Annotated in this window: 14 protein-coding genes and 1 tRNA gene; 9 read left to right on the forward strand and 6 right to left on the reverse strand. The window is 68.7% G+C overall.

The window, feature by feature from the left end; translation table 11 throughout:
* From AC3WOH_RS31310 to AC3WOH_RS31320, 3 genes are all read left to right on the forward strand, one after another.
* The coding region (locus AC3WOH_RS31310) for a hypothetical protein (protein WP_492233211.1) at positions 1 to 576 on the forward strand (576 nt) is incomplete at its 5' end.
* Positions 577 to 586: 10 nt separating this feature from the next.
* Entirely contained in the window at positions 587 to 862 is a 276-nt protein-coding gene (locus AC3WOH_RS31315) for a hypothetical protein (protein ID WP_492233212.1), read from the forward strand.
* Positions 863 to 1,069: 207 nt separating this feature from the next.
* Complete coding sequence (locus AC3WOH_RS31320) at positions 1,070 to 1,723, forward strand: hypothetical protein (RefSeq protein ID WP_492233213.1); 654 nt, start codon at positions 1,070 to 1,072, stop codon at positions 1,721 to 1,723.
* 592 nt (positions 1,724 to 2,315) lie between these two features.
* On the opposite strand, the gene AC3WOH_RS31325 is transcribed toward AC3WOH_RS31320, so the two are convergent.
* A complete protein-coding gene (locus AC3WOH_RS31325) occupies positions 2,316 to 4,169 on the reverse strand; it encodes an RCC1 domain-containing protein (protein ID WP_492233214.1) in 1,854 nt (617 codons plus the stop codon).
* 447 nt (positions 4,170 to 4,616) lie between these two features.
* Here AC3WOH_RS31325 and AC3WOH_RS31330 point away from each other — a divergent pair, with 447 nt between their 5' ends.
* Complete coding sequence (locus AC3WOH_RS31330) at positions 4,617 to 5,069, forward strand: hypothetical protein (protein WP_492233215.1); 453 nt, start codon at positions 4,617 to 4,619, stop codon at positions 5,067 to 5,069.
* Between the two features lie 51 nt (positions 5,070 to 5,120).
* Complete coding sequence (locus AC3WOH_RS31335) at positions 5,121 to 5,468, forward strand: hypothetical protein (protein ID WP_492233216.1); 348 nt, start codon at positions 5,121 to 5,123, stop codon at positions 5,466 to 5,468.
* A 118-nt stretch (positions 5,469 to 5,586) separates the two neighbouring features.
* On the opposite strand, the gene AC3WOH_RS31340 is transcribed toward AC3WOH_RS31335, so the two are convergent.
* The 5 genes from AC3WOH_RS31340 to AC3WOH_RS31360 all read right to left on the reverse strand — a co-directional run bounded on the left by AC3WOH_RS31340 (position 5,587) and on the right by AC3WOH_RS31360 (position 14,386).
* Positions 5,587 to 5,661: transfer RNA gene (locus AC3WOH_RS31340), tRNA-Arg, on the reverse strand.
* 165 nt (positions 5,662 to 5,826) lie between these two features.
* Positions 5,827 to 6,732, reverse strand: coding sequence for a GSU2403 family nucleotidyltransferase fold protein (locus AC3WOH_RS31345; RefSeq protein WP_492233217.1), 906 nt, complete (start codon positions 6,730 to 6,732; stop codon positions 5,827 to 5,829).
* Positions 6,729 to 7,844, reverse strand: a complete 1,116-nt coding sequence (locus AC3WOH_RS31350; RefSeq protein ID WP_492233218.1) for a type IV toxin-antitoxin system AbiEi family antitoxin — start codon at positions 7,842 to 7,844, stop codon at positions 6,729 to 6,731. Before AC3WOH_RS31350 ends, AC3WOH_RS31345 begins: the two co-directional genes overlap by 4 nt.
* 193 nt (positions 7,845 to 8,037) lie before the next feature.
* Positions 8,038 to 12,465, reverse strand: coding sequence for a translocation/assembly module TamB domain-containing protein (locus AC3WOH_RS31355; protein ID WP_492233219.1), 4,428 nt, complete (start codon positions 12,463 to 12,465; stop codon positions 8,038 to 8,040).
* Between the two features lie 64 nt (positions 12,466 to 12,529).
* Positions 12,530 to 14,386 carry an autotransporter assembly complex protein TamA gene (locus AC3WOH_RS31360; protein ID WP_492233220.1) on the reverse strand — a complete coding sequence of 619 codons (1,857 nt, stop codon included), beginning with the start codon at positions 14,384 to 14,386 and terminating at the stop codon, positions 12,530 to 12,532.
* A 363-nt stretch (positions 14,387 to 14,749) separates the two neighbouring features.
* On the opposite strand from AC3WOH_RS31360, the gene AC3WOH_RS31365 reads away from it, so the two are divergent.
* Genes AC3WOH_RS31365 through AC3WOH_RS31380 form a run of 4 tightly spaced genes read left to right on the forward strand, consistent with a single transcriptional unit; the run spans position 14,750 to position 18,326 of the window.
* Positions 14,750 to 15,724, forward strand: coding sequence for a Bug family tripartite tricarboxylate transporter substrate binding protein (locus AC3WOH_RS31365; RefSeq protein ID WP_492233221.1), 975 nt, complete (start codon positions 14,750 to 14,752; stop codon positions 15,722 to 15,724).
* A gap of 37 nt (positions 15,725 to 15,761) precedes the next feature.
* A complete protein-coding gene (locus AC3WOH_RS31370; protein ID WP_492233222.1) occupies positions 15,762 to 17,000 on the forward strand; it encodes an amidase in 1,239 nt (412 codons plus the stop codon).
* A gap of 35 nt (positions 17,001 to 17,035) precedes the next feature.
* Positions 17,036 to 17,413 carry a cupin domain-containing protein gene (locus AC3WOH_RS31375; protein WP_492233223.1) on the forward strand — a complete coding sequence of 126 codons (378 nt, stop codon included), beginning with the start codon at positions 17,036 to 17,038 and terminating at the stop codon, positions 17,411 to 17,413.
* A gap of 10 nt (positions 17,414 to 17,423) precedes the next feature.
* A complete protein-coding gene (locus tag AC3WOH_RS31380; protein WP_492233224.1) occupies positions 17,424 to 18,326 on the forward strand; it encodes a LysR family transcriptional regulator in 903 nt (300 codons plus the stop codon).
* Positions 18,327 to 18,489 lie beyond the last annotated feature (163 nt).

The following is an 18,489-nucleotide window of genomic DNA, read 5'->3' on the forward strand; positions in this document are numbered from 1 at the left end:
AAGGACGGTGCGGGGGCGGCGTCGGAGAAAGGCCCGGTGGGGTCGGAGAACAATCCGCGTCCGGTTCCGCTCACAGACCTCAAGGTTCGGATATTTTCGCAATATGATCCAAATAACGATATTGCGATGCTCGTGGACGGTGAGTATGTGGGGTTTGCCAACATCGATGATACGGATGATGGCCCTAGTCTGAGTATTGCCAAAGTAGCAAAAATAGAATCAACAGGAGAATTCGTGAGGATCGATGCCCCTGGAGTGACGGAGGCAATGTTGAGAACATTGATTTCTTATTACGTTGAAACGAGGGGGGAGCCTCCAGTTGGGTTGCCGGGTAAGCTGGCTGATAGTAATCTTAGGAATTTTCAAAAAGAATTCGACAAGCATCGCGAAAGCAATCAAAATGGGACAGCAGATGATTGGGCGCAGGCCGCGATAAGGGATATATCGTTCGGTAAAGCCAGGCATAAGGTTGGGTATGGGATATTCGAGATAACGTTGAAAGATCCTGTTGGTGTAGATGGATTTAAAAATGTTCCTAGCAAGGTAAATATTATTGCAAGGATGAATGGTCGTTAAAGGAGTTTTTATGGCTGGGTTGCGTGATTCCACTTTGGAGTTGCTGAAGCACGATCTCGGGAGGGATGTTTCCCAGGAGGGTGGGAGCTGTCGTGACTATATGGATGTGTACAATTCACATTTGGAGGATGTCCGAAAACTTGCGCCATTGCATGCGGAAAAATACATAAGATATCTTCTTGGGGGAGGGGCTCGTCTTGGAAATGCAAAACTGTTTGTGTACTTTGTCGCCAAAGAGGGCATGGACATTGGCCACTGGATGAAAAATTATTACGAAAGCGAATGAAGTAAATTTCTGCAAAAGTTAAATCGTTGGCAGTGATGGGCGCGTTGGCTCTGGAGCGCCGAAACCGTTGAGAAAACCCTCCGGCGGAAGAACGGCGCCGCATGTCCGTCCGGGATCTGTCCGCCCGGTCGTTGGAATGGGTGAGTTGACGCCGACGAACTGCTCGCTGCCCTGACCGCGCCCACCTCACGCCAGCGCCCGGTGTGGGTGCACCCCACCACCAATCCACGATCCACCTTCGGCGCCACCCAGCCCCAGGCCGAGCAAACCTGGCAGCCCGAGCAAACAGAGCAGCCCCTCACCGCGCCCGACGAGGCCCCCGCCCAGCCCCTGGGCCTGCAGATGTGGCCCACCGACAGCGCCACCGAGGCAACGCCCGAGCCCCTGCTCGCCCAGCCCCTGCACACGCCCGAGCTGCCCCCGCTGGAGCAGGCCTTTGCGCAGACCGGGCAGGAGGACGGGGACGGCTACAGCTACAGCCCCGCCCCCGTGTTCGAAGCACCCACCCAGCCCTGGGAGCAGGGCGCCCAGAGCGCCCCCAGCGCCGGCGCCCGCAACAACAACGCAATCCACAGCAGCGACTACAGCTTCATCAGCGACAGCCTGCAGGCGCTGGCACAAGAACAAGCACAGGCACAGGCACAAGCACAGGCACAGGCACAAGCACAGGCACAGGCACAGGCACAGACCAGCGCACGGGCCGCAACGCCCGCCCCACGCCAGCCCGGGGCACGCTATCGCTTGAACAGCAAGCGCTGCAGCTGGTGCAGCAGCCCACTCTTGCGGGGCGCAGGCGCGCGCCACCAGTCGACATCGTGGGTCGGTGCGGACAGGCTGGGGTCGCGGCGCGGCATGGTGTAGTGGATGCGGCGATGCCACGCGAGGGCCGGGTCGCGATCGCCGCCACTGCTGCTGCCACTTCTGCTTGCGCTGCCGTCATCGCCAGCGCTGTCGTTGCCGCATGGGCCCACCAGAATGCCGCCGTCGAGGCCTTGGCGCTGTGGGGTTGAGGCTTGTTGCTGTTGCTGCTGTTGTTGTTGTTGTTCCATGGAGGTGCTCGCAAGAGACAGACAGACAGACAGACAGGCAGACAGGCTGCTGCTGCCTGCACCAAGGCCCCGGAAGTCTGGCACGCCCTCGGGGACAACCCCCGACCGTTGCACCATTCCCCCGCGGCCATGTGCATGGTAGCCCCGGCTTCGGGGATCGTGTAGCACTGTCTGGGGGGCTCTATGCCGTGACCGGCGCGCCCGGTGCGGTGACGCAAGGCGCGTTGGCCCCCGCCGCCCACGCGCCTGGCGGAGCCGGCACCACCGCATGCGTGCGCCATGGCAAGGGCGGGCAGGGCCTGCCCGGGGCTTTTATCGCCAGGCGCTAAAACGCACTAAACCAGACAGGGCAGGGCGGGGCATGCCGCTGACCGCGTGGCGGGCACCGGCCCCATCTGGCGACCTCACTTGCAAAAGCGCGCGGAGTAGGGGTTGACCTCGGCGGTGCCGGCGTAGGTGAAGGCGTACATCACCGAGTAGACCTGCGAGTTGAGGGTGAAGCCCTGGGGGTAGTAGCCCAGCGCGAGCACGCGGCGGTCGGTGAGCACGGTGCCAAAGCCCAGGTAGTCGGGTTGGTAGCGCAGCGCCGCCAGGCTCAAGATGGTGCTTTGGCCCGAGATGATGTCCACGCGGTCGGCGCCAAAGCCGAAGCGCAGGGGCTCGATGAAGCGGCCGCCGCCGTTGTAGCACAGGTAGGTGCGCGCAGCGGGCGGGAAGGCGAAGTCCGCCGGGATGACCGGGGTGGGCACGGGCACGGGTGTTGGTGCGGGTGCTGGCGTCGGGGCGGGTGTGGGTGCAGGTGTGGGTGCCGGCGCTGGTGTGGGCGCGGGTGTCGGGGCTGGCGTGGGCGCTGGTGCCGGGGCCGGTGGGGGCGGTGGCACGGGCGTGGGGGTGGGCGTGGGGGCCGGCACATCCACGGGGGCCGAGGGCGTGTTCTGGTAGATGGTCTTCTGGTAGGTCTTGCCGGTGGCGGCCGACGAGTAGCCCGCCGTGACGATGAGCCCGGGTAGGCCCGACACGTCGAGCGCGCTGGTGATGGCGAGCGTCTTGCCCGCCAGGGCCACGGGGCTGGCGAAGTAGGGCACGGGCTTGGCGAAATCGCCCGCCACCCAGCCGGCCTGGGTCAGGTTGAGCACAATGCCCGAGGTGGGCTCGGTGGCAGAAATAAAATAATTGCCCTGGCCTGCGTGCAGCGTGGAGGGCTTGAACACCGCGTCCAGCGTCAGCTTCTTGGCGTCGCCGGTGACCTTGGCCTCGATGCGGTAGTGCTCGGGGTTGTACACGTCGCCCAGCGAGGCGCCTGAGGGCAGGAGGATGGGGTTGGTGTTGGCCGAGCCGCCCAGCGTTGTGTAGATGGTGCCGTCGTCGAACACCACGGCGGTGCTGCGGTTGCCCGCCGCGATCAACGAGACGCCCTTGCCATTGGTGGGAATGTTGAGCTGGCCTTCGCCATACGCGCCCCAGGCCACCACGGTGCCGTCGCGCTTGAGCGCCACGGAGTGCAGGCCCCCGGCGGCGATGGCGACCACATCGGTCAGGCCCACGGGCACATCGCTCTGGCCGTGCTGGTTTCTGCCAAAACCGACGACCGTGCCATCCTTCTTGAGCGCCAGCGTGTGCATGTAGTTGACGGAGATGGCCGCCACGTCCTTCAGCCCGGCGGGCATATTGGTCTGCCCGTAGCCGTTGCCTCCCCAGACGCGCAGCGTGCCGTCCTTGAGCAGCGCGACGGCATGCTCCTCACCGGCGGCCACAGCCACCACGTCGCGCAGGTCCGCTGGCACCTTGGCCGGCGGCTGGTCGCCCCAGGAGACGACCTGGCCGTCATCGCGCGCTGCCAGGTGGTAGCGGTTGCCCCCCGCGATGCTGACGAACCGGCCCGGGTACTCGCGCGCCAGCACGGTCTTGGTGAAGCTGCCGATCCAGTTCTTGTGCACCTCGATGGAGCCGTCGGACTTGAGCAGCATCGCGTCCCACGCGCTGTTGTCGATTTTCTCCACGCCGCTGGTGCCCGGCTCGATCCACGGTGCGGTGCTCCAGTTCTTCTCGCCAAAACCCATCACCCGCCCATCGCGGCCCAAGGCCGTGTAGTGGGACGAGCCACCAACGATCGCCGGCTGCGCGGCCTGCGCTAGCAGAGGGAACGCGGCCAGGCAGGCCAGCACCACCAGGCCGCGCTGGAAGCTGGCGAAGGGCTGGCGGGGGTGGTTGTGTTGGTGGTGTTGGCGGAGGCGGCTGTTGCGTTGCTGTTCTTGCATGGCGTGCAGTGCCCCGTGGTGGGCACGAATGGTTCGTTCAGGTGGATTGGCCGCCGCAGGCCCTGTTGTTGTGGTGGTGCTGGTGCTGCTGGGCGCGCGGCGTCGTGCAGGGGCTGCTCCCATCGGCCTTTCCATGGCATCCCTCAATGCGCGTGGAATGGACTGGGATGGGGGTGTCTTCTGCGTGGGGGAACGTACCACATCGGGGTGACGGGGCCAAGGGGAATTGGGGTGGGGCGGGGCGGGGGCTCTGCACCCCGCCGATGCGCGCCGCAGCGGTGGCCAGCGATGGCCATCGATGGCCATCGTTGGCGGATTACCAGCTGCGGGCCCTGCCGAGCGCGCTACTGCCCATTCGGGTGGCTCGGGCCGTCACCGTTCCACGCCATACTAGACATCACACCATGGCTAGCAGAACAGGGAGGAGATGGAATGAAGGTTTGGATGATGGCGGGCATCGCCGCCGTGGCGCTGGCCGCATGTGGCGCACACCACGACGCCAAGGTCGCAGTCAAGAGGCTGCTCAATGACCCCGACAGCGCGAAGTTCAGCGAGATGCGGGACGGCAAGAACCCGGGCGACGCATGCGGGCTGGTGAATGCCAAGAACCGCATGGGCGGCTATGTGGGCAGCACCCCGTTCTTCTACCAAAAGAGCACGGACACCGTCGCCATCGTGAAGGGCCCGGAAGACTCGGATTTTCGGATGCTCTGGCTCGGCATCCAGGCCGGCAATTTTTCGGACGACCTGGACAAGGTGCTGGCGAAATGCCGCGTGGCAAGCCAGTGGGACACGGTCTGCACCAACTCCTTGCCCCAACCCGTGCACCCCTATTGCTCCGTCGTGCAGGGCAACGCGAGCGGGATCTATGAAAAGCTGAGGGACGCCTACGGCCGGTGATTGGTTGCCGCCCGGCGCCGTCCCTGGGTGCCAGAACCAGAAGGGAAAAAAATGCACCGACATCCCATCATTCTTGCCGCGGCAATGTGCCTTGCAACAGCGCCAGCCTGGGGCCAGCGACCTGCCGAGATCCGCGGGGCAGCCCATGCCACGTGTGGCGATTTCTCCAAGGCCCGGGGCACTGCGGGTGAGGGCCTGTACACCCAATGGCTGATGGGCTATCTCTCCGGCTACAACAACTTCGCCGCGCACGCGGAGGTGGACATCCCCGACAGCGCAAAAATCTTGCGCTATGGCGACAAGTTCTGCCGCGACAACCCCCACCTGCATGTCCGCGACATGGCCGTCGGCCTGATCGCAGATCTTGGCGGGTATAAGACACCCACACCGGGCAAGTGACCCCTGCCCGTTTCCATTTCTGCTTGTTGCCATTGCGGTGCCATCCCCGCGCTGAGGGGGCGCAGGCTCTGGACGTGGGGCGCCGCCGCGCGGTTGATTCCCCCAGGGCGGGGGAAATTGGTCCCCTCGACAGGAATCGAACCTGTATCTAGCGCTTAGGAGGCACTCGTTCTATCCATTGAACTACGAGGAGGACGCAGCCGGCGATTGTAGGGGCAGTGCGGGGCGGCCTTCCGGTGCGGCCGGGTTTTTGTGCCGCAGGGTGCGGTGGCGCTGCCCTTGCCATGGTGCATGCATGCCGCAATGCCACGGCATGCCCTCGCATGCGGCCATGCCTTTCTTCAGCCGCACGCCACGATCAGCTTGTGGTGAGGCGGTCCCTGGCCAGTTGTACGAAGTGTTCCACCAGCGCGCTCACCTGGCGTCGCTCCTGCACGTTGACGTCGTCGCCGGGCGCTCCGATCTTATGAAAGTTGGCGAACTTGGTGGGCCCTTCCTTCTGCCAGCCTTCCTGGCCTTCCTGGTCGACAAAGTGCCGCACCAACAGCGCCAGCGTTTCCTCCAGCGCATCCCGGTGGTGGCCTTCAAGAGCGCGCTGGGCAAAGAGCGCTGCCAGGTCTTCGACACGCCCCCAGTGCCGCATGACGTGGATCAGGTCGGCGACATCCTTGCGCTCGCGGCGGTGATCGAATGCCAGCGTCTTGAGGACCATGAACGCCACGGGATCGGCATAGCGAACCGTCTCGGTTGCGCGCCCGTCGCCGCTCGGCAAGTCCACCGTCACTTCGCGCTCGAGGTACCACTCGTGGACGAGGCCCGCGTGCAGGAACCGTATTGCGGAGATCCCCTCGCCATCCAGCGATTGGAGGGTGCCGCTCTCGTCGGGGTTTTCGGTGCCCTGGATGAATTCCACGCAGATCTCACGGCCATCCAGCAGGTAAACCCATTGCCAGCTGCTGGGGCTGCCTTTGTCGGTCACATGGGGCGTGAAGCCGAGCTTCTTGAGTTGTGCACGGAGCCGGGCGTAGGCGCCCTTTGCGGCCAGCACGGAGACGTTCAGGACCACGTCCACATCCGTGGTGCCCACGTGCGCGGGGATGTCCGGCGGTGCCTCGGGGGCCAGGTACCTCGGGGTCAGCCCACCGACCAGGCGGACCGATCCTTTGAATGTACCGAACGCCTGCAGCAGCAGAACCAGAACGGTGTCGCAGGCCCGGCTGAGGTCTGCGCTGTAGCCGTCCCTGGTGCCAAACTTTTCGCTCATGTTGTTGTGTGCTTGAGCTGCAGAACCGTGCTCCTGTACTGGTGCGCGAGTTCCTGGTTGCGGCCATACCCGTCCAGCAAATCCAGGTACTGGATGAATGGGCTGGCAAACCGGGAGTCAGGGCGGTCAGGGTGCTGGCTGCAGAACATCAGTGCTGCCCCGGTTCGCTCGATGAATTCCACGTTGGAGCCTTTGTCGGCCCGCTTGAAGCCCATCTCCTTCGCCCAGGCACCACTGCAGTCAGGCGGCACGATGACCTGGACCCTTTCCACGCTGGTGAGCGTGGGGGCGACGGCATTGGCCGCAGCCGCGCCGGTGAGCGCCCATCCTGAGTGTTCGGCGAACTTCGACAGGATGTGGTCCACCAGGTGGCCACGGGGTGAGTAGGTGAACCAGTGGGAAACCTTTTCGCGGCGTGTCGCCCAGTCGGCCGCCCAAGCGTCCAGCAGACGCCCTGGGTCGAGCAGCCGTCTGCGCTGGGCTGGTCCTGAGCCCTTGGTTTCGACCCATCCCTCGCGTTCCAGCTCCTGCATCGTCTGCGACACGGTGTATGCAGAAACCGCCGCCTCGGCGGCCAGTTCCGAGCCCGACAGGAAGGCGCTGGTTTTCGTTCGCAAGCCATGGTGGAGCAGTGTATGGATGACCTGTTCCCGCGCCCCGATGAACAGCCGTACGGGCCGCCGTTCTTCGCGTGGCTTCTCGCCGATCTCCTTGAGGATCAAGACCGAGCGGTGCTGGAACCGCATCGAGCCGGTGCTATCGAAGTAGTTGATGCCGGCTTCGGTCAACTCTTTGCGCGATGTGGGAGTGAGGTAGTTGGCCACGACGCAAAGTGGTGTCGCTTCACCCTCAAGGCCTTGGGCTTGTGCGTAGGCACGCAGGGTTTGCATCGCCAATCGCACGTCGCGGGGATAGCCAGCGCTCAGCTGTTCCACGGCCATGTCAAGAACTCCCCCCCCGGGCATTTTCAGCCGCACAAGGTAGTCCAGTGCAAAGCGCCTCTCGCCCATGGCGAACCCATGCTCCACCTTCAGGTGCTGAAGCCTGATTCCAGCGTCGATGCCAAGACTCTGGATGAACTGCTCGACCAGATCCTGGGGCTTTGCTGGCATGTTAGGTGCTGGGCTCATATTTGCTGCTGCGCAAATATAGAACAAACAGCTAACTTAGGCAAATTTTGAATATTTGCTGCACAGCAAATATGCCACCGGGCTTTTGTGCCGCGCGGGGGCAGTGGTGCTGCCCCTGCCATGCCGCCGCACTACCACCACGGCGTGCCTTCGCATGCGGCTGAAGGCCAGGCCATCAGTCGTACTTCACCGTATAGATGATATCCACCGCACTCTGCGCCCCCGTCTGCCCGCGCAGGGTCAGCCGGCGCGACAGGTCATAAAAGATGTACAGCGTGCCCAGCGTGCCCGACAGGCTGCGCTCGTACGTCACGTACAGGTCGGTCGACAGCCGCTTGCCAAAGGTCAGCGCCGCGCCGGTGGCGTCTTCCCCCGCGCCGGGGCCCTTGAAGCCGATTTCGTCCAGGCCCAGGCGGCTGGCCATGTTGGCGGTGGGGCTGCCGGCGCCGCCTTTGCGGCCGAGCAGGGCCAGGGCGGCTTGCTGCAGCACGGCGGCTTCGGCGCCGCCGGCGGCGGCGTCGCGGCCCAGCACCACCCAGCTGAGCTTTTCGGCGTCGGGCAGGTCGGGGTCGGAGTACAGGCGCACGCGCGGGGCCAGGGCCGAGCCGCTGACCTGCACGCCCGCGCGCACGCTGATGTTGGGGCGCAGCGCCAGGATGTCGAGCGAGGGGTTGTTGTACGGGCCGCTGAAGCGGATGAGCCCGGTCTCCACGTCCAGCACCTGGCCCCAGGCGCGGTAGCGGCCCTGCTCGGTGCGCACCTCGCCGATCACGCGCGGGGGCGCGCCGGGCACGGGGCTGCTGCGCACGTCGAGCTCGCCCGTCAGCCGTGTGGTGATGCCGTGGCCCTGCAGCGCGAAGTCGCGCCCCAGGTTCAGGGTGATGGCGATCTCGGGCGGCTTGGCGGTGGTGGGTGCCGTGCTGGCGCCCGCGGGCTGCTCGGCCGCCTGGTTGGCCTTGGCGATGGCCTGGGCCTTGGCCTGGGCCTCGCGGTCTTTGGCGGCCGATCGCACCACCACGTCGCTGCCCAGGCTGGGGGCGGTTTCGTCGGGCAGGATGATGGTGGCGCGGTCGGTGGTGAGATTGCCGCGCACGCTGAACTGGCCCTGCTGCAATTGCGCCTGCAGCTTGCCCGACACGTTGACCTGCCGGTCGGCCCGGCCCAGCACCTGCAGGGCCTTGGCCTCGGCCTGGAAGTTCATGGCCAGGCCCGAGGTGGTGTCGCTGTCCGCGCCCCAGCTCACGCGGCCGGTGCCGCTGAGGCTGCCGCCGTCTTGCGGGGCGCTGGTGCGGTTGCCGCTGTAGCCGGGGATGCGGGCCTTGCTGCCCGTGCCGCCGCGCAGGCGGAACTCGGTGATATCGAGCTGGTTGCCGTTGAGCGCCGCGCGCAGGCGCCCGCCCTGCAGGTCCACCCCGTCGAGGATGGAGCGCACGGCCAGCTCGTCGGCCCCCAGCGTGCCGGCCCAGCGCGGCGCGGCGCGCGTGCCCGACAGGGTGGCATTGGCATCGAGCGTGCCGCGCACGCGCCAGCCCGGCGGCGCCAGGGCCGACCACACGCCCACATCGGGCAGGCGCGCGCGCAGCGTGCCGGCCAGCGGCGCATCGGGCGCCAGCGTGGTGGCGCCCAGGGTGCTGCCCAGGGTGAGGCGGGTGCTGGCGGTGGCGTCCACCTCGCCGGCGCGGGCGCTGGCCCACACCAGCTTGGCGCGCAGGGCGTCGCCCTCGGCCTCCACGCTCAGCTCTGCCTGGCGCACGCCGGCGTTGCTGCTGCTGCCGGGCTCTTCGGTCACGGTCGCCTTGGGGCTGCCAGCGCCCGCGCCCTGGCCGCTGCTCTGCACGGTGGTGATGGGGGCCGAGTCCACGGCCAGAATGCGCAAATCGCCCGAGGCGCGGCGCACGCTGGCGCTGGCTCGCAGCGGGCCACTGGTGGTGTCCACATTCCACTGCCCGTCGAACACGATGTTGCCGGCCAGGCCCAGGCGGGCCAGCAGGGGTTGCTGGGCGGGCTTGCCGGTGGCGGCATCTGCTGCCCCACCAAACGCATCCACCCAGGCCATGGGCAGGCCCTGCAGGCTGCCCTGGGTCTGCAGGCGCAGCGGGCCGCCGCCACCGCCTGCATAGCTCACGGGCTGCCAGCGCAGGGTGACGGTGCCCGCCACCGGCCCGGTGATGCGCGCCTGGCCCGCCGATGCCTGCACCGACAGGGCGGCTGCGCTGGTCGTGGCTGGGCTGGACGCAGTCGTGGCCGGTGCCGGGGCAGAAGCGCCCATGCGCAGCTTCACGCTCACGGGCTCGGCCAGTTGCACGGCCCAGGGGCCGGGCAGCTGCGTGTCTTGCGCCTGCAGGCGCAGCTCGCTCACCTGGGCCTGCCATTCGTTGGCGCCGCCCATGCCGCCCGACAGGCGCGTGCGCAGCGTGGCGCGCTGCGTGCCGGTGCGGGCCTCGCCGTCCAGCGCCAGCGTGGCCTGGGCCAGCGAGCCCGAGAGCTCGGCATTCACGCCGCGCAGCTGCACGTTGGACATCGCGCCCGCACCGCCCTGGCCCGGGGGCAGGGCCACGTCGAGCTGCGGCGTGTTCAGGCGGGCTTGCACGGTGAACGGGTTGGCACCGCCCTGGGGCAATGCCTTGCCGGCCAGCAGCGCCTCCACCTGGCGCTGGGCGGTCTGCCAACCGCCCGTCCAGCGGGTGTTGAGCTGGGCCTGGCCCTTGGCGGTGGTGCCCTTGGCCGCATCGGCCATGCCCGGCAGGCTGGCCAGCCAGGCCTGGGTGCGCTCGGCATCGGCCAGTTGCAGCTGCAGCTCGCCCGCACCCTGGGTGGGCGCGATCTGGCCGTTGGCATTGACCGTGGCGCCGGGTACCGTGGCACGCAGCTGGCCCTGGGCCGATTGCACGCCGATGGCCACGCGCAGTTGCGTGGCCTCGACCTTGGCCTGCAGGGCGTCGAGCAGCAGGCGGTCCAGCTGCACCGTGCCGCCACCCGTCTGCGCCAGGTACTGGCCCTGGGTGGTGAAGGTGTTGATGCGCAGCAGGGGCGGCGCGCCTTTCTTTCCTGGTGCCGGTGCGGTGGGGGCTGGCGCAGCGCCGGTGGCACGGATATCGGCGGTGAAGCGCACCGCCTGGTCGGCCTGGCCCTGGGCCGTGATGCGCCCGCCCAGCGGTGCCGCCGCCAGCGCGGTGTGCAGCGCATCGGGGCGCAGGTTGCGCAGCTCGGCCTGGCCCTCGGCCGCGCCGGTGGCGGGGGTGAACTGGCCTTTGAGCGCCACGGTGCCCGCGGCCTTGCCGGTGCCGATGGTGGCCGTGGCCTCGGGCACGCTCCAGCGCGTGCCGTCAAAGCCCGCGCGGGCCTGCAGCGCGGCCAGGGGCAGGTGGCGGGTGTCCCAGGGGCCGGGCAGGTCGTTGCGCAGGTCGGCCGCGATGTTCCAGCCGGCGATGGCAGAGGGGGAGGCCGGCGCAGGCACTGTGGCTGCGGCGGGTGCATCCACCGGGTCCACCTTCACCGTGCCGTGCAGCAGGGTGCGTGGCGCCTGCGGCCACAGGGCCGCCAGGTCCAGCGCCTTGAGCGTGGCGTTGGCCTGCTTGAGCGGCTGGGGCACCCAGGGCAGCACGGTGGCCTGCACATCGGCCTGCATGGGCTCGGTGGGTGGGGTGGGGGCCGCAGGGGCGGCCTTGCGTGCGGAGGGCGATGCGGCCGATGCCGCTGGCTCTGCCGCCACGGCCACCACCACGGGCTTCAACTGCGCCGCCGCCTGCAGCTGCGCGGCGGCCGTGGCCAGGGTGCCCTGCACGGTGGCGTGTGCGGCCACGCGCAGCGGGTGGCCGCCGCCCGGGGGCGTGGTCTGTACGGTGCCGTCCAGCGTGACGTCGATGGCCATGGGGGCCTGGGCCTGCAGCTTCACCTGGGCGCTGTACTGGCCCTGGGCCAGCTCCACGTTGGCTATCTTCAACTGGTGCGCGGTGCCGTCGTAGCGGTAATCACCGGCCAGGCGCTGGGCCTGCACGGCGGGCCGGCCGGCCCGCCCTTCCTGCTGCGGCGGTTCACCCGCCAGGCTGATCTGCTGCTCGGGCGAGCCCGCCCACTCCAGGCTGTCCACCTGGAAGGGCACGCTGATCTGCACGGGCAGCAGCAGCTGTTCCAGCGGCTTCACCGGCTCGGTGCTGGCAGGCGCCGTGGCCTGGGGGGTGATGCGCACGCGCGCGGCATGCACCTCGCCCAGCTCCACCTTGCGGTTGAGCAGCGGGGCCAGCTGCCAGCCGATGCGCGCGCCGTCCACCTCCACCACCAGGGCCGGGCTGCTCCAGCGCAGCCAGCCAATGCGGCCGCCCGTGCGCAGCGAGCCGCTCACGTCGCGGCTCTCCAGCTTCTGGTCCGCCGGCAAATACTGCGCCGCGCGCGCCAGCGCCATCGCCAGCGAGGTGCTGCTGCCCGCCCACCACCACAGCGCGCCGGCCGCGGCCAGCACCAGCGCCAGCAGGCCCAGCAGCAGCCACGCCAGCAGCCGCAGCCCGCTGCGCCGGCGCGGGCGGGGCGGCGGCGGGGCCGAAGACCCGGCGCTGAAGTCGGGCGAACGGTTGGCGGTGGGGGCGGGCGGATGGCGAGAAGGCATCAATCAATCAACAAGTCAGGAAATCAGGGGCAGAAAAAAGGGCGCAGGGCGCTGGCTGGCCCCGTCAGAACGTAAAGCCCAGCCGCAGGTGCAGCCGCAGCTCCTTGGCCTTGATGCCGTAGGCCAGGTCGGCCTGCAGCGGGCCCACGGGGCTGCGCCAGCGCACGCCGGCGCCCACGCCCACGCGCGGGTCCAGGTCGCCCACCTTGTCGGCCACGGCACCGGCATCCACGAACAGGGTGCTCTCCCAGTCCGTCATGGTGCCCTTGTAGACGATGGGGCGCTGCCACTCCAGGCTGCCCACGGCCAGGTAGCGGCCACCGTAGAGCTGGCCGTTGTCGGTGCGCGCACCGATCTTGCGGTAGCCATAGCCGCGCACCGTGGTGTCGCCACCGGTCAGAAAGAGCTGCGTCACCGGCAGCTGCGCGCCCTCGCGCGCCAGCACCGCACCGCCCTCGGCCCGCACCGCTAGGCGCGCCGCGCGCGAGCTGCCGTCGTCGGCCTGCACGCGGCCCGCCGGTATGAAGGTCTGCCAGCGCAGCAGCGTGCGCACAAAGGGGTCGCGCTCGGGCGTGAGCGTGGTGCCCACGCCCAGTTCGGCCGCAATGCCGTGGCCGCGCGTGGGGGCGGTGTTGTTGTTGAAGTAGCGGCCCGTCCAGCCGTAGTTCACACTCACCGCCGTGCCCGAGGGCGGGGCGTTCAGCCCCTGGCTCTTGGCATAGTCGTACTGCAGAAAGTAATTGCGGTCGATGTTCTTGGTGCTCTTGCTGCGGCCGCCGCGCCAGCGGGCGCTGTTGGTCTCGTAGTCGCCCGTGTCCTCACGCTGCACCTGGCCGCCGGTGAACCAGCGCCAGCCGTTCTCGCCGGGCAGGTCGGTCCACTCGGTGGAGAGCAGCTTGTTTTTGCGGTCCAGCGAGAGCTTGCTCACCGCGCGCCAGCCCAGGCCCGGCATCTGGTTGTGGATGTGGTCGATGGTCAGCCGCGGCCCGCTGTCGGTCGACAGGCCGGCACCAAACACCACCTTCTGCAGCTGCGCCTCGCGCACCTGGGCCACCACGGGCACGGCCAGCGGGTCGGTGCCCTCGGTGTCCAGCGTCAAGAACACCGCGTCGTAATAGCCGCTGCTGGCCAGGCGCAGCTGCGCATCGAGCAGCTCCGCCTCGTCGTAGATGGCGCCCGTGGGCAGGCGCGCCAGGCGGCGCGCGCCATCGGGGTCGTAGCGCTGGTGGCCCTCTACCCGCAGCGCGCCAAAGCGGTACAGCGGGCCCGTGTCGTAGGCCACGCTCAGGTTCGCCTCGTTCTTGTCGGCATCCACCTCGGCGCGGCTGTTGGTGATGCTGGCCGTGGGGTAGCGGCGCACCTGCAGCTGGCGCAGGCCATCGTTCTTGGCCCCATCCCACGCCGACTGGGTGAAGGCCTTGCCCGGCGGCAGGCCCCAGCCGTTTTGCACGCGGCGCAGCTGGCGCGCGCGGCCTTCGCCGTCCTGCGTGGTGTTGTTAGCGGCCACCGCCTCGGCAAAGGTGATGTCGGCCTTGGCGATGCGTGTCTGCGGCCCCGGGTCCACCGTGACCACCACGGTGCGCGGCGCCAGTTTGGCATCGGGCGTTTCGGTCATCTCCACCGTGATGGTGGGCGAAAAATAGCCCAGCGTGCCCAGCAGCTCGCGCGCGTTCGCATCGGCCGCGCCCAAGAGGCGCTGCAGCTCGCTGGCCTGCAGGTCGGGCAACTGGCGAAAGCGCTGCAGCTCCAGGTGCTTTTCCAGTGTCTCGCGCACCGCATCGGGCGCGCGCACCTGCACGTCGAACGAGGGGCTGCCATCGCTGTCCGCCGCAATCGGGCTCGACGCCGCATCGCGCGGCGCCTCTTCGCCCCCGCGCCCGGGCAGCAGGCTGCAGCCCGGCAGCAGCAGCAACACGCCCATGGCACTGCAAAGCAGCAACGCCGACCATCGGGCCGGCGTTGCGGAAGGGGCGGCAGGGGGCAAGAGGGGGCGACTACGGGGCACGGCGGCAGGCTTGGGTTGGGGTGGCGGTCATGGTACGGCATGGCGCAGGCGGCAGCGCCGGGGGCGGCCCAGGGCCCGCCTGCGAGGCCCCACTATCGCCGCAAAAACCGCGAATCCTTGTAAGACAGATTCCCGCAGCGTATCGGGGTGTGACAGCGCGCTCTGGGTGCCGTGGGTTGGCCTTTTAGCGTTTGTCTTTGACAAACGCTGCCCTTGTGAGATCTCACTTGTCCCAATGGGCGGCGCTGCAGACACTGGCGTCTCTTTAGGAGATGCCTTATGACTCTTGCCCGACGCTCCATCCTGGCTGCGGCCGCTGCCCTGGCGCTCTACGCACCGCAGGCCGCCCTGGCGGCGGACTTTCCCAGCCGGCCCGTCAAGATCGTCGTGCCCTACCCGGCCGGGGGCTCCACCGACGTGCTGATGCGCGTGATGGCGCCCGTGCTGCAGGGCCAGTGGGGCGTGCCGGTGGTGATCGAGAACCGCCCCGGCGCGGGCAGCGTGATCGGCGCCACGGCCGTGGCCAAGGCCGCGCCGGACGGGTACACCCTGGGCATCTTCGCCAACGCCTTCTCGGTGGCGCCCAGCCTGCGCGATGTGATGCCCTACGACACGCTCAAGGATTTCACGCCGCTCACGCAGCTCACCTTCACGCCCAATGTGCTGGTCACCAGCGCGGCCGAGGGCTTCAAGAGCATGAAGGACCTGCAGGACGCGGCCAAGGCGGGCAGAAAGGACCTGTCCGCCGGCTCCATCGGCAACGGCACGGCCGCGCACCTGGCGCTCGAAAAGTTTAAGAACTTGTCGGGCATGAAGATCCTGCACGTGCCCTTCCAGGGCTCGGCCCCCGGCCTCACGGCGCTGATCGGCGGGCAGACCCAGTTGCTGATGGCGCCCCTGCCCGATGTGCTGCCCTTTGTGCGCGGCGGCAAGGTGCTGGCGCTGGGCGTGGGCAGCGCCGCGCGCGTGCCGCAGCTGCCCGAGGTGCCCACCTTCATCGCATCGGGCTATGCGGGCTTCGAATCGGGCGCCTGGTTCGGCATGCTGGCCCCGGCCGGGCTGGAGCCGCGCATCGCCGCGCGCATCAGCGCCGACTTCGTGGCCGCGCTGGCGGCCCCCGCCGTCAAGGAAAAGCTCACGCTGCTGGGCCTCACGCCCGTGGGCTCCTCACAGCAAGACTTTCAGAAGCTGCTGGCCGCCGAGGTCAAGAGCAATGGCGACATCGTGCGCAGCGCCGGCATCCGCATCGACTGAGCGTTTCTTCTTCTCTTTCTTCTTCCACCGCGTACCCATGAACGACAACCACAACGACCTGCTGCAGCCCGGCCTGGCCGGCGCCTTCGTGCGCGACGGCTTTGGCGCGCTGCCCTTCACCCCGCACATCGCCTCAAGCCAGCTCGCGGGGCTCACCCTGTCCGTCAAGGATGTGTTCACCGTGCAGGGCCTGCGCACCGGCGCCGGCAACCCGCTGTGGCGCGATGGGCAGCCCGTTGCCACCACCAGCGCCAGCGCGGTCACTGCGCTGCTGGGCGCCGGTGCCCAGTGGGTGGGCAAGACGGTGACGGACGAGCTGGCCTACAGCCTGGCGGGCAACAACATCCACTACGGCACGCCCGTGAACCCCATGGCGCCCACGCGCATACCGGGCGGCTCGTCATCGGGCGCCGCGGTGGCCGTGGCGGCGGGCCACTGCGACATCGGCCTGGCCACGGACTGCGGCGGCTCGGCCCGCCTGCCGGGCAGCTACTGCGGGGTGTGGGGCATTCGCCCCTCGCACGGGCTGGTGGGCGGGGTGTCGGGCTTTCCGCTGGCGCCGGGGTATGACACGGTGGGCTGGTTCACCCGCAGCGGCGCGGTGATGCAGCGCGTGCTCGACGTGGTGGCGCCGCACGCCCCGCAGGCGCGCGGGTGGGGCTGGTGGGCCGCGCACGACGCACTCGACGCCTGCGACCCGCGCGTGCAGGCGGCCTACCGCCAACTCGTGGCGCGGCTGCAGGAGGGCACCACCCCCGTCACCTGGCGCGCGGCCGGCAGCCTGGCGCTGCACGACTGGGCCGTGGCCAACCGCACGCTGCAGGGCGCCGATGTGTGGGCCCAGCACGGCGCCTGGGTGCAGGTGCACGGGCACTCGCTGGCGCCCGCCATCCGCGAGCGCTTTGGCCACATCGCCCAGCTGCAGCCCCACCAGGTGCTGGCCGCCGAGGCCGTGCGCGAGCACGCCCGCAGCACGCTGGCCCACCTGTTCGCCCAGCACGGCCTGCTGGTGCTGCCCACGGCGCCCGGCATCGCGCCGCTGCTCACGTCCAGCGACGAAGTCTTCACCGCCACGCGCGAGCGCTGCCACCTGCTGCTGGCGCCCGCGGCGCTGGCGCGCCTGCCCCAGGTCACGCTGCCCTGGATCACGCTCGACGGTGCGCCCGTGGGCCTGTCGGTGCTGGGCCCCCGGGGCTGCGACAAGAGCGTGGTGGCCGCCGCGCGCCAGCTCGAAGCCCTGCTGGCCACGCAGGACGCACCGGCACTGGCCGCCTGATGACGACCATGGCCCACACGAAGGAGCCCGCCCCCATGACCACGACCACCGCCGTGAAGTACACCACCGACTTTCGCCACCGCGTGGCCGAAACGCCCGACTACTGCATCACCGAGTACAAGGTCAGCCCCGGCCAGCAAAGCCCCTGGCACTCGCACACCGCCACCACCGACCTGTTCTACGTGCTGCACGGCCGGCTGGACATCTGGCTCGCCGCGCCCGACGAGGTGGTGCCCCTGCGCGCCGGCCAAAGCCTGCAGGTGGCCAGCGGCCGGGTGCACCGCTTCACCGCGGGTGAGGCGGGCGAAGGAGAAGGAGAAGGAGAAGAAGCCGGCGGCGCCCACTACCTGCTCATCCAGGGCGTGGGCAAGCCCGACTTCATCACCGTGGCGCAGGCGGCGCAGGGCGGGTAACCTCGCCCCCATGCACTACAGCCTCACCGACCTGCGCCTGTTCCTGGCCATTGCCGAAGAGGGCAACCTGTCGCGCGGGGCCGCGCGCTGCCACCTGTCGGCCCCCTCGGCCAGCCTGCGCATCAAAGACCTGGAAGAGCGCATGGGCCTCACCCTGTTCATCCGCGGCGCGCGCGGGGTCACGCTCACCACGCCCGGCACGGTCATGCTCGACCACGTGCGCCGCTGCATGGCGGGGCTGGAGCAGATGCACTCCGACCTGCTGCCCTACACCCAGGGCCTGACCACGCACCTCACGCTGTTTGCCAACAACAACGCCATCAACTCCTTCTTGCCGCAAGACCTGGCGCGCTACTTCGCCGCGCACCCCACGGTGCGCATCACGCTCGAAGAGCGCATGGGCCACGAGATCGTCGCGGCGGTCGCCATCGGCCGTGCCGACGCGGGCGTGGTGGCCATCGACATCGGCCACCCCGAGCTCGATTTCATCCCCTACCAGGAAGACCAGTTCGTGCTCATCACCCCGCTGGCGCACCGCCTGGCGGGCGCGCCCTCGGTGCGCTATGCGGACTGCCTGGGCGAGACCTGGATCTGCCTGCAAAGCGGCTCGGCCCTGCACACCTACCTCGTCAACAAGGCCAACGAACTCGGCGGCCGGCTCGACGTGAAGGTGCAGGTCGCCGGCTTCGACGCCATCGCCCAGCTCGTCGCCGCGGGCGCGGGCGTGGCCGTGGTGGCGCGCACCGTGATTCCCCAGGCGCTGCTGGGCCGCATCGCCACCGTGCCCCTGGCCGAAGCCTGGGCCCAGCGCCACCACCGCGTGTGCGTGAGAAAAGGGGCGCTGGCATCGAACACGCAGCTGGCCAACCTGGTGGCCATGCTGTGCGAGGGGGCGGGCGAGGGCGCGGACTGAGTGCCACGCACTTCGGCATGGGCATGCGCCCCCTGGCCCGGGTCTTGGCCAGGGGCACGGGCATGGCGCTGCCCGCCCTGGGTCACCTTCTTGGGTGATACAGGGTAGGAGGCGGCCGGCTAGACTTTCGAAATCGGCCGAATCCGTATAGCAGCAGTCCTTA

The sequence above is a fragment of the Acidovorax sp. FW305-C-20-28 genome, assembly GCF_058783375.1.

Excerpts from the sequence above, each read along its gene's own strand:
- AC3WOH_RS31315 (WP_492233212.1), top strand. The coding sequence starts at position 587 with ATGGCTGGGTTGCGTGATTCCACTTTGGAGTTGCTGAAGCACGATCTC.
- AC3WOH_RS31325 (WP_492233214.1), bottom strand. The coding sequence starts at position 4,169 with ATGCAAGAACAGCAACGCAACAGCCGCCTCCGCCAACACCACCAACAC.
- AC3WOH_RS31330 (WP_492233215.1), top strand. The coding sequence starts at position 4,617 with ATGGCGGGCATCGCCGCCGTGGCGCTGGCCGCATGTGGCGCACACCAC.
- AC3WOH_RS31335 (WP_492233216.1), top strand. The coding sequence starts at position 5,121 with ATGCACCGACATCCCATCATTCTTGCCGCGGCAATGTGCCTTGCAACA.
- AC3WOH_RS31345 (WP_492233217.1), bottom strand. The coding sequence starts at position 6,732 with ATGAGCGAAAAGTTTGGCACCAGGGACGGCTACAGCGCAGACCTCAGC.
- AC3WOH_RS31350 (WP_492233218.1), bottom strand. The coding sequence starts at position 7,844 with ATGCCAGCAAAGCCCCAGGATCTGGTCGAGCAGTTCATCCAGAGTCTT.
- AC3WOH_RS31355 (WP_492233219.1), bottom strand. The coding sequence starts at position 12,465 with ATGCCTTCTCGCCATCCGCCCGCCCCCACCGCCAACCGTTCGCCCGAC.
- AC3WOH_RS31360 (WP_492233220.1), bottom strand. The coding sequence starts at position 14,386 with ATGGGCGTGTTGCTGCTGCTGCCGGGCTGCAGCCTGCTGCCCGGGCGC.
- AC3WOH_RS31365 (WP_492233221.1), top strand. The coding sequence starts at position 14,750 with ATGACTCTTGCCCGACGCTCCATCCTGGCTGCGGCCGCTGCCCTGGCG.
- AC3WOH_RS31370 (WP_492233222.1), top strand. The coding sequence starts at position 15,762 with ATGAACGACAACCACAACGACCTGCTGCAGCCCGGCCTGGCCGGCGCC.
- AC3WOH_RS31375 (WP_492233223.1), top strand. The coding sequence starts at position 17,036 with ATGACCACGACCACCGCCGTGAAGTACACCACCGACTTTCGCCACCGC.
- AC3WOH_RS31380 (WP_492233224.1), top strand. The coding sequence starts at position 17,424 with ATGCACTACAGCCTCACCGACCTGCGCCTGTTCCTGGCCATTGCCGAA.